Source organism: Arenimonas sp. (assembly GCF_041919775.1).
GTDB lineage: Bacteria > Pseudomonadota > Gammaproteobacteria > Xanthomonadales > Xanthomonadaceae > Arenimonas.
On sequence record NZ_JAYRTE010000003.1, the window covers coordinates 154,536 to 164,066 of the forward strand.

General features: G+C 67.3%; 7 protein-coding genes. 5 read left to right on the forward strand and 2 right to left on the reverse strand.

Annotation, left to right across the window (positions count from 1 at the left end; genetic code table 11):
* The first annotated feature begins 26 nt into the window (after window positions 1-26).
* On the forward strand, window positions 27-995 hold the full coding sequence (locus ACE3TE_RS03340; RefSeq protein WP_374602159.1) for a helix-turn-helix transcriptional regulator: 969 nt from the start codon (window positions 27-29) through the stop codon (window positions 993-995).
* Window positions 985-1,950: a patatin-like phospholipase family protein gene (locus ACE3TE_RS03345; protein ID WP_374602161.1), complete on the forward strand. Its 966-nt coding sequence runs from the start codon at window positions 985-987 to the stop codon at window positions 1,948-1,950. Before ACE3TE_RS03340 ends, ACE3TE_RS03345 begins: the two co-directional genes overlap by 11 nt.
* A 3-nt stretch (window positions 1,951-1,953) precedes the next feature.
* Here ACE3TE_RS03345 and ACE3TE_RS03350 read toward each other — a convergent pair whose 3' ends face one another.
* Entirely contained in the window at window positions 1,954-2,508 is a 555-nt protein-coding gene (locus tag ACE3TE_RS03350) for a lipocalin family protein (protein WP_374602163.1), read from the reverse strand.
* 506 nt (window positions 2,509-3,014) lie between these two features.
* Window positions 3,015-4,514: a RimK family protein gene (locus ACE3TE_RS03355; protein WP_374602165.1), complete on the reverse strand. Its 1,500-nt coding sequence runs from the start codon at window positions 4,512-4,514 to the stop codon at window positions 3,015-3,017.
* A gap of 66 nt (window positions 4,515-4,580) precedes the next feature.
* Between ACE3TE_RS03355 and ACE3TE_RS03360 the strand changes: the two genes are divergently transcribed.
* The 3 genes from ACE3TE_RS03360 to ACE3TE_RS03370 all read left to right on the forward strand — a co-directional run bounded on the left by ACE3TE_RS03360 (window position 4,581) and on the right by ACE3TE_RS03370 (window position 9,465).
* Window positions 4,581-5,072 (forward strand): GNAT family N-acetyltransferase, encoded by a 492-nt coding sequence (locus ACE3TE_RS03360; RefSeq protein WP_374602167.1) that lies wholly within the window; start codon window positions 4,581-4,583, stop codon window positions 5,070-5,072.
* A gap of 109 nt (window positions 5,073-5,181) precedes the next feature.
* Window positions 5,182-7,284: a prolyl oligopeptidase family protein gene (locus ACE3TE_RS03365; protein WP_374602169.1), complete on the forward strand. Its 2,103-nt coding sequence runs from the start codon at window positions 5,182-5,184 to the stop codon at window positions 7,282-7,284.
* On the forward strand, window positions 7,285-9,465 hold the full coding sequence (locus tag ACE3TE_RS03370; protein WP_374602171.1) for a S9 family peptidase: 2,181 nt from the start codon (window positions 7,285-7,287) through the stop codon (window positions 9,463-9,465).
* Window positions 9,466-9,531 lie beyond the last annotated feature (66 nt).

Below are 9,531 nucleotides of genomic sequence, written 5' to 3' on the forward strand. Positions count from 1 at the left end.
GCCGCGAACCGCCGGACCCGACCCCCATGGACCGCTACGAGCGCATCCTCGCCCTGCACCGCAGCCTCAAGACCGCCCGCTATCCGGTGCCTATCAAGCGCCTGATGGAGGAGCTGGCCTGCTCCCGCGCCACGCTCTACCGCGACATCGCCTTCCTGCGCGACGCCCTGGGCGCACCGGTAGAGAGTGAAGGCGAGGGCAGCATCCGCTACGACGAGAAGGAAGCCGAACGCTTCGAGCTGCCCGGCCTGTGGCTCAATTCCGACGAACTGCACGCCCTGCTCGCCGCCCACCAGCTGCTCGACCGCACCGGCCAGGGCGTGCTTTCCAGCGCGCTCGCGCCGCTCAAGGGCCGCATCGAATCGCTGCTGGCCCAGCAGGCCGGCGGCAAGCGCTGGCCGGTCGAGCGCGTGCGCGTCATCGCCTCGGGCGTGCGCCGGCGCGACGAACTGGCCTTCCGCCTGGTCGCCAGCGCCGTGCTCGAGCGCCGGCAGCTTGAGTTCGACTACCTGGCCCGCTCCACCAACGAGCGCACCCACCGCAAGGTTTCGCCGCAGCGGCTCACGCACTACAAGGACAACTGGTACCTCGACGCCTGGGACCACGACCGCGAAGGCCTGCGCAGCTTTTCCGTCGACCGCGTGCAGCACGCGCGCCTGCTCGACCCGGCCGCGCGCGACATCCCGGACGAGGAGCTCAACCAGCACCTGGCCTCGAGCTACGGCATCTTCTCCGGCGCGCCCAAGGGCATGGCCACCCTGGTGTTCTCGCCCAAGGCCGCGCGCTGGGTGGCCGACGAACACTGGCATTCCAAGCAGGAAGGCCGCTTCCTGCCCGATGGCCGCTACGAGCTGAAGCTGCCCTACAGCAATGCCAAGGAGCTGCTGATGGACGTCATGCGCTATGGCGCCGACGCCGAGGTGATGGAGCCGCCGGCACTGCGCGCGCAGGCGCGCACGATGCTGCAGCTGGCGCTGTCGGCCTATGACCGCTGAGCCCTCGCGGCCGCCGTCACCGCGCGGGAAACGCGTCGCGCTGGTGCTGGGCGCCGGTGGCGCGCGGGGCATCGCCCACGTCGGCGTCATCCAGGCGATCGAGGCGCGCGGCTACGAGATCGCCGGCATCGCCGGTGCGTCGATGGGCTCGCTGGTGGGCGGCATCTACGCGGCCGGTCGCCTGCAGGAGTATTCCGACTGGGCCCGGGGATTGCAGCGCGGCGACGTGCTGCGCCTGCTGGATTTCGTCTACGGCTATCCGGGCCTGATCCGCGGCGACCGGGTCATTGGCGCCCTGCGCGAACTGGTCGGCGACCATCTCATCGAAGAGCTGCCGATGCCCTACGTCGCGGTCGCCACCGACCTCGCCAGCCAGCGCGAGGTCTGGCTGACCCGCGGCCGGTTGTTCGATGCGATCCGCGCGTCCATCGCGATTCCGATGATCTTCACGCCCGCCCACGTCGACGGCCGCGAACTGGTGGACGGCGGCCTGCTGGCGCCGGTGCCGATCGCCGCCACCCGGCAGATGCGCGTGGACCGCGTCATTGCCGTCGACGTGAATGGACCGGTGCCGTGGATGAATCCCGCGCTCGAGCCGCGGCACGAGGAGATCCACGCCAGCCACGGGGACGACGAGGAACCCGCCGACGAGCGCGCCGGCGCTGGCCTGCGCGAGCGCATGGCGTCGATCTGGGACGGCATCGCCTCGTCGGTCACGCCTTCGCGCCATGCCCGCGGGCACGAAAAGAGCCGGGGCGTGATGGACCTGATGTCGCGTTCGCTCGACACCATGCAGGCGCACATGTCGCGCGTGCAGCTGGCGCAGGATCCGCCGGACCTGCTGATCCAGATGTCCCGCGAAGCGGCGACTTTCTACGAGTTCTGGCGCGCGCGCGAACTGGTCGACGAAGGCCGCGCCGTGGCCGAGAAGGCGCTCGACGCGGCCGGCCTGTAGGGCTTACTGGAAACCCGGCTGCCCGACCTGGTCGGCCTTCTGCGGCACCTTCAGGATCGTCTCCGGGTCGTAGCCCCAGGTGGCGAAGCGCTGGCGCAGGTCCTGGTACAGGGCCTCGTCCATCTCCGGGCTGCGCGAAAAGATCCAGGCCAGCTCGCGCTTGGGATGGCCGATCAGCGCCCAAGAATAATCGGGCGCCACTTCCATCACCAGGTAGTCGGCCTTCACCAGGCCCCAGAAGAAGGCGATGCGCCACTGGGCGTTGTTGGTGCCGGGCACGACTTCGGCGACGCCTTTCATGGATTTCTCGGGCTGGTCGAAATCCTTGCGGTAGACGTAGGTGTTGGTGATGCGGCCGTCGTCGCGCAGCGTATAGACGTCGGCGGCGGCGACCTTGCCGCGCTCGGCGAAGTAGGGGACGTTGGCGATCACCCACCAGCGGCCCATGTAGCGCTCGAGGTTGACGTTGGCGTCGGTGGTCAGTGGCGGCATGGTTCCTCCGGTACTGGCGCAGGCGGCCAGCAGCAGCAGCGGCAGGATCAGGGCGAGACGGCGCATGGGGTGGCTCCGTTCAATGTCGGAACAGCCTATCGGGCGCCGGGCGAAGGGCGCGTCAATCCCGTCTCGGCCCGTGAGACATCCGTTTGGGAAGCTGGCTCCACGCCAAACGCAGGAGCGCCCCATGTCCCGCCTGAAAGCCCTCGCGATCCGCCCTGAACCGGAATTCCCCGTGCTGTCGCGCCTGCTCTGGCAGGCGCTGGCGCTGGGGGCGCTGGTTTCCCTGGCCCTGCTGGCGCTACCGCTGGCGCCGGGCGGAGCGTCCGCCTTCGGATTCCTGCCCTTCTGGCTGCCGGCGGCTCCTGCCGCGGCCCTGCTCACGCTGCATCGCCGAGGGGTCAGATCACATTTCCTCTCGCTCTTTCACAAGATCACGAAGGATTCCGGGAGGAAGTGTGCTCTGACCCCGGTCTCCCGGCGCAGGGGTCAGACCACATTTCCCCAGGCAGTCACGGCAAATCCCGTGGCCCCGCCGGGGAAATGTGCTCTGACCCCATTTCCCCGGTCTAGTCGCGCACGCCGAGCCTCTTCCGCTCAAGCCGCCTGAGAAACTCCCCCATGATCCTTCGGTACAGGTCCTCGCCCAGATAAGCATCCTCGACGCCGGCATCGATGCTCGGATTGTCGTTGACCTCGATGATCACCGTCCGGTCCTTGACCACCTTCAGGTCCACCCCGTAAAGGCCGTTGCCGATGGCGTTGCTGGCGCGCGTGGCCAGGCGGACCACTTCCGAGGGTGCCTCGCGCACCGGCAGGGTCCTGAAGCCGCCCGAACGCACCGCGCCCGGCTTGCTGCCTGGCTTCGGCGCGTGGTCGTAGATCTGCCAGTGCCCGCGCGACATGAAGTACTGGCAGGCATACAGCGGTTCGCCGTCGAGCACGCCGATGCGCCAGTCGAATTCGGTCGGCACGAACTCTTGGGCCAGCAGCAGCGCGGTCTGCTGGAACAGCTGGTCCGCCGCCAGCTTCAGCTGCTCCGGCGTTTCAACCTTGTGGATGCCGCGGGAAAAACTGCCGTCCGGGATCTTCAGCACCAGCGGCAGGCCCAGCAGGTCGGGCAGGGCCGCCAGTTTTCGGGCGTCGTCGCGGAACACGATTTCGGTGCGCGGCGTCGGCAGTTTCCGGCTGCCGAGGCGGTCGTGCAGGTAGATCTTGTTCGTGCAGCGCAGGATCGACTGCGGGTCGTCGATGACCACCATGTCCTCGCGCTCGGCGCGATGCGCGAAGCGGTAGGTATGGTTGTCCACCGCCGTGGTTTCGCGGATGAACAGCGCGTCGTACTCGGCCAGCCGGGCGAAATCGCGCCGGCCGATCGGATCGACCTCGATGTCCAGCTCCTTGCCGGCTTCGATGAAGTGCTTAAGGGCCTTTTTGTTCGAGGGCGGCATCACCTCGCCCGGGTTCTGCAGCATCGCCAGGTCGTAGCGGTACTTGCGGCGCGCCCGCGGCTTGCGCCACATCTTCTTGCTGAAGGCGTCCAGCGCGTCGGCGAACGCGGTTTCCTGGTCGTCCGACAGCATGTGCAGGCTGGCCGGCTTGATCGCGGCGATCTGCCAGACCCGCTGGCGCTCGAACTCGATGCGAAGCACCGGGCAGGGGAAGGTTTCGAACACCTGCTGGGCCAGGTCTTCCAGCGGCGCGTAATGCGTGCGCCCGAAATACACCAGCAGCCCGAAGTCGCTGGCGTCGCGCGAGCCCTCGGGCAGGAACTTGCCCAGCTGGGTGTTGAGGTCCTCGATGTCGATGCCGTACAGCGAGCGCCGGCGCAGGTCGTTGATGGTGCGCACGCTCGGGATCACCTTGTGCCCGCGGGCCTCGGCCAGCAGCGACACGTAATAACCCGTGCCCATGTACTTGTAGCTGCGGCACAGGTTGATCACCTGCGTGCGTTCGCCGTCGGCGGCGACCTCCCCGCGCAGATAGTCGGCGGCGGCCACCACGTTGTCGGACGGATAGAAGGCGCCCCAGTCCGAGGGCTTTTCAACGACGATGACGAGGCGGCTCATGGCGGCAGGCTGGGGGCGACGGCGCGAATCATGAGCCTTCCCCCTGCGCTTGGATAGACTGCCGCCATGTCCTCCCTCGCCAAGCTCCGAGACGCCCGTCCCGCCGACCTCGCGGCCCTGCTGGCGCTGGAATCCCGTTTCCCCGGCGACCGGCTTTCCGCCCGCCAGTTCCGGCACCACCTGGGAAATCCCCGGGCCCGCCTGAGGGTGGCGGTTGCTGCCGGCGGGCTCCTGGGCTACCACCTGGTCCTGCTGCGCCAGGGCAGCGCCTGGGCCCGGCTGTATTCGATCGCCGTCGACCCGGCCGCGCGCGGCCAAGGCCTCGGCCGCCGCCTGCTGGCTGACGCCGAGCGCCAAGCCCACGCCGCCGGCCGCACCGGCCTGCGCCTTGAGGTCCGCCAGGACAACCGCGCCGCTGCCGCCCTCTACGAAGCCGCCGGCTACCGCCGCGTGGCGGCCCTGCCGGACTACTACGACGACGGCACCCCCGGTTGGCGCTACGAAAGGGGTCAGGTGCACTTTCCGCCGCGCCCACGGCGCGGCGGAAAGTGCCCCTGACCCGGTTTCGGCTACGGCCGCGACTGATCCCGGGCATGACTTCAGGCCTACGGCCCCTTAACGGGGTGCCATGTTAGCGTCGAGGATCGCTTCAACAACGGGGATACCGATGCGCATTACCGCCCTTGCCTGGCTCGTTGCCGGCGCCCTTTCCATGAATGCTTCCGCCGCCGAACCTGCCGACATGAACAACGACCCCCACCTGTGGCTCGAGGACGTCGAGGGCGAAAAGGCCCTGGACTGGGTCCGCGCCCGCAATGCCGTGTCCGAAAAGCAGCTGGCCGAGGACCCGGGTTTCGAGAAGGTGCGCAAGGACATCCTGGACATCCTCGATTCCGACGCCCGTATCCCCTACGTCTCCAAGCAGGGCGAGTACTACTACAACTTCTGGCGCGACAAGCAGAACCCGCAGGGCGTCTGGCGCCGCACCACGCTGGCCGAATACCGCAAGGACGATCCGAAGTGGGAAGTGCTGCTCGACATCGATGCGCTGGGCAAGGCCGAGGGCGTGAACTGGGTCTGGGGCGGCGCCGACTGCCTGCGCCCGGACTATGACCGCTGCCTGGTCGACCTGTCCCGCGGCGGTGCCGACGCCACCGTGACCCGCGAGTTCGACGTCTCCGAAAAGGCCTTCGTCGAAGGCGGCTTCAGCCGCCCCGAGGCCAAGGGCAACGTCGGCTGGATCGACATCGACACCGTGTACGTCAGCACCGACTTCGGCGATGGCTCGATGACCGATTCGGGCTACCCGCGCGTGGTGAAGGAATGGAAGCGCGGCACGCCGATGGCCGACGCGAAGGTCGTCTACGAAGGCGCGAAGACCGACATTTCGGTCGGCGCATACCACGACGACACGCCCGGCTGGGAGCGCGATTTCGTCTATCGCGGCCTGACCTTCTACACCAACGAACTCTACCTGCGTAAGGACGGCGGCGAGCTGGCCAAGCTCGACCTGCCCGATGGTTCGCAGAAGGGCGTGTTCCGCGAATGGCTCACCGTCGAGCTGCGCCAGCCCTGGGAAGTTGAGGGCAAGACCCATCCGGCCGGTTCGCTGCTGGCGATCAACTTCGATCACTTCATGAAGGGCGGCCGCGACTTCGAAGTCGTGTTCGCGCCGACCGAGAACAGCTCGCTGGCCAGCTCGGGTGCGACCAAGGACTACTTCTTCATCAACGTCCTCGAGGACGTGAAGAACCGCATCTACGTGCTGACTCCGGACAAGGACGGATGGAAGCGCGAGCCGCTGGTGGGTGCGCCGGAGTTCGGCACCGTCAGCATCGGCGCGGTCGATTCGGATGAGTCGAACGAATACTTCATGACCGTCGCCGACTACCTGACCCCGACCTCGCTGCTGATGGGCGAGATCGGCAAGAAGCCGGAAGTCCTGAAGCAGCTGCCGGCCTTCTTCGACGCCTCCCCCTACCGCATCGAACAGCATTTCGCGACCAGCAAGGACGGCACTCGCGTGCCCTACTTCATGGTGTCGGAAAAGGCCCTGCAGCTCGACGCCGACAACCCGACCCTGCTTTACGGCTACGGCGGCTTCGAGGTCTCGCTGACGCCCAGCTACTCGGCCAGCGTCGGCAAGAACTGGCTGTCGGCCGGCGGCGTCTACGTGGTCGCCAACATCCGCGGCGGCGGCGAGTACGGCCCGCGCTGGCACCAGGCGGCCCTGCGCGAGAACCGCAACAAGGCCTACGAGGACTTCGCGGCCGTGGCCCAGGACCTGATCGCCCGCAAGGTCACCCGTCCGGAACGCCTGGGCATCCAGGGCGGCAGCAACGGTGGCCTGCTGATGGGCAACATGACGGTGATGTACCCGGAGCTGTTCGGCGCCGTGGTCTGCCAGGTGCCGCTGCTGGACATGTACCGCTACGACAAGCTGCTGGCCGGCGCTTCCTGGGTGGCCGAATACGGTGACCCGGACGTGCCCTCGGACTGGGAATTCCTGCGCAGGTACTCGCCCTACCAGAACGTGAAAAAGGGCGTGGACTACCCGCCGGTGCTGTTCACCACCTCCACCCGCGACGACCGCGTGCACCCCGGCCATGCCCGCAAGATGATGGCGCGCATGATGGAGCAGGGCCACGACGTCACCTACTACGAAAACATCGAAGGTGGCCACGGCGGCGCCGCCAACAACGCCCAGTCGGCGTACATGGGCGCGCTGGCCTACACCTTCCTCAAGCAGCAGCTGTTCAAGGGCAAGTAAATGAAGCGACCGCTGGCGTATTCCGCGTTATTCCTGTCATGCGTACTGGCGGGATGCGCCAGCCAGCCGACCGTGGCCCCGGCGCCGGCCGGCGTCGCGGTGCCGGCGGCCGCGCCGGCCATTGCTTCGGCGCCCGTTGCGCAGAAGCGGCCCTTCCTGGTGACGGCCCCCCACGGCGCCGCCCGCCAGGACGAGTATTACTGGCTGCGTGACGACACCCGCAAGGACGCCGACATGCTGGCCTACCTCAAGGCCGAAAACGCCTGGACCGATCAGGCCATGGCGCCGCTGGCGACGCTGCGCGACGGCCTGTACGACGAACTGGTCGGCCGGGTGAAGCAGGACGACGCCAGCGTGCCCTACCTGCGCGACGGCTACTGGTATTACACACGCTACGAAACCGGCAAGGAGTATCCGATCCACGCGCGCCGAAAGGGCAGCATGGACGCGGCCGAGCAGGTGATGTTCGACGTCAACCAGATGGCGGAGGGCAAGAGCTTCTTCCAGTTCGCCCGCATCGAGGTCAGTCCGGACGGTCGCCTGGCCGCGTTCACCTACGACGACGTCGGCCGCAGGCAGATGGTGGTCCAGGTGAAGGACCTGGAAAGCGGGGAGGTGCTGCCCGACCGCATCACCGGCGCGTCCAACGGACTGATGTGGGGCGATGACAACCGCACGCTCTACTACATCGAAAACGACCCGAAGACCCTGCTCAGCAAGCGCGTGAAGCGTCATGTGCTGGGAACGCCGGCGGCCAGCGACACGGTCGTCTACGAAGAAAAGGACGACACCTTCTACATGGGCATCGGCCGCACACGGTCGGACGACTACCTGTGCATCTCGGTCAGCAGCACGGTGTCCTCGGAGACCCGCTGCACCGACGCGGACGCGCCGGGCGAGTTCAGGGTGCTGGCCCCGCGCCAGCGTGACTTCGAATACCAGGCCGACCACCTCAACGGCCGCTGGGTGATCACCACCAACTGGGACGCGACCAATTTCCGGGTCATGAGCCTGGCCGACGGCCAGCCCTGGGGCGATCGAAACCTGTGGCGCGAGATGATCCCGCATTCGCCGGAGGTGCTGGTGTCGGGCGTGACGCTGTTCAAGGACTTCGTGGTGGTGTCCGAGCGCAGCGGTGGCCTGCAGCGCCTGCGCCTGCGCGACTGGGACGGCGGCCGCAACGAGTTCGTGCAAGCCGACGAGGAGGCCTACGCCATGGGCCTGTCCGTGAACGCCGAGCCGGACACCGACTGGCTGCGCTACACCTACACCTCGCTCACCACGCCGGCGACGACCTACGAGATCAACACCCGCACCGGCGAGCGTCGCCTTCTGAAGGAACAGCCCGTGCTGGGCGGTTTCGACAAGGCCAACTACGCCACTGAGCGCCTGTGGGCGACCGCCCGCGACGGCACGAAGGTGCCGGTGTCGGTGCTGTACCGCAAGGGCTTCAGCAAGGACGGCACGGCGCCCCTGTACCTGTACAGCTACGGGTCCTACGGCAGCAGCAGCGACCCGCGCTTCAACGAAAACGTGATCAGCCTGGTGGACCGCGGCGTCGTCTACGCCGTCGCGCACATCCGCGGCGGCCAGGAAATGGGCCGGCAGTGGTACGAAGACGGAAAGCTGCTCAGGAAGGTCAACACCTTCACCGACTTCATCGACGTCACCGATTTCCTGGTGGCGGAAGGCTATGCGCACGAAGACCGCGTGGCCGCGATGGGCGGCAGCGCCGGCGGCCTGTTGATGGGCGCGATCGCCAACATGGCGCCGGAAAAGTACGCGGCCATCGTGGCCCACGTGCCCTTCGTGGACGTGGTGACGACGATGCTTGACGAATCGATCCCGCTGACCACCAACGAGTTCGACGAGTGGGGCAATCCCAAGGACCCGGTTTACTACGACTACATGCTGTCGTATTCGCCCTACGACCAGGTCAGCGCGCAGGCTTACCCTCCGATGCTGGTGACCACCGGCCTGTGGGACAGCCAGGTGCAGTATTTCGAGCCGGCCAAATGGGTGGCGCGCCTGCGCGACCGCAAGACCGGCGACAACCCGCTGCTGCTGCGCACCAACATGGAAGCCGGCCACGGCGGCAAGTCCGGCCGCTTCCAGCGCTATCGCGAACGCGCCGAAGAGTACGCCTTCGTCCTCCACCACCTCGGTGTTCCCGCCCGCTAGCAAAAGAAGGGGGTCAGGGTAAAATATACATGGATAATTTTAACAGACCCCCAACATGGCCCACCA

Coding starts and splice junctions, on each gene's coding strand:
- ACE3TE_RS03340 (WP_374602159.1), top strand. CDS start 27: ATGGACCGCTACGAGCGCATCCTCGCCCTGCACCGCAGCCTCAAGACC.
- ACE3TE_RS03345 (WP_374602161.1), top strand. CDS start 985: ATGACCGCTGAGCCCTCGCGGCCGCCGTCACCGCGCGGGAAACGCGTC.
- ACE3TE_RS03350 (WP_374602163.1), bottom strand. CDS start 2,508: ATGCGCCGTCTCGCCCTGATCCTGCCGCTGCTGCTGCTGGCCGCCTGC.
- ACE3TE_RS03355 (WP_374602165.1), bottom strand. CDS start 4,514: ATGAGCCGCCTCGTCATCGTCGTTGAAAAGCCCTCGGACTGGGGCGCC.
- ACE3TE_RS03360 (WP_374602167.1), top strand. CDS start 4,581: ATGTCCTCCCTCGCCAAGCTCCGAGACGCCCGTCCCGCCGACCTCGCG.
- ACE3TE_RS03365 (WP_374602169.1), top strand. CDS start 5,182: ATGCGCATTACCGCCCTTGCCTGGCTCGTTGCCGGCGCCCTTTCCATG.
- ACE3TE_RS03370 (WP_374602171.1), top strand. CDS start 7,285: ATGAAGCGACCGCTGGCGTATTCCGCGTTATTCCTGTCATGCGTACTG.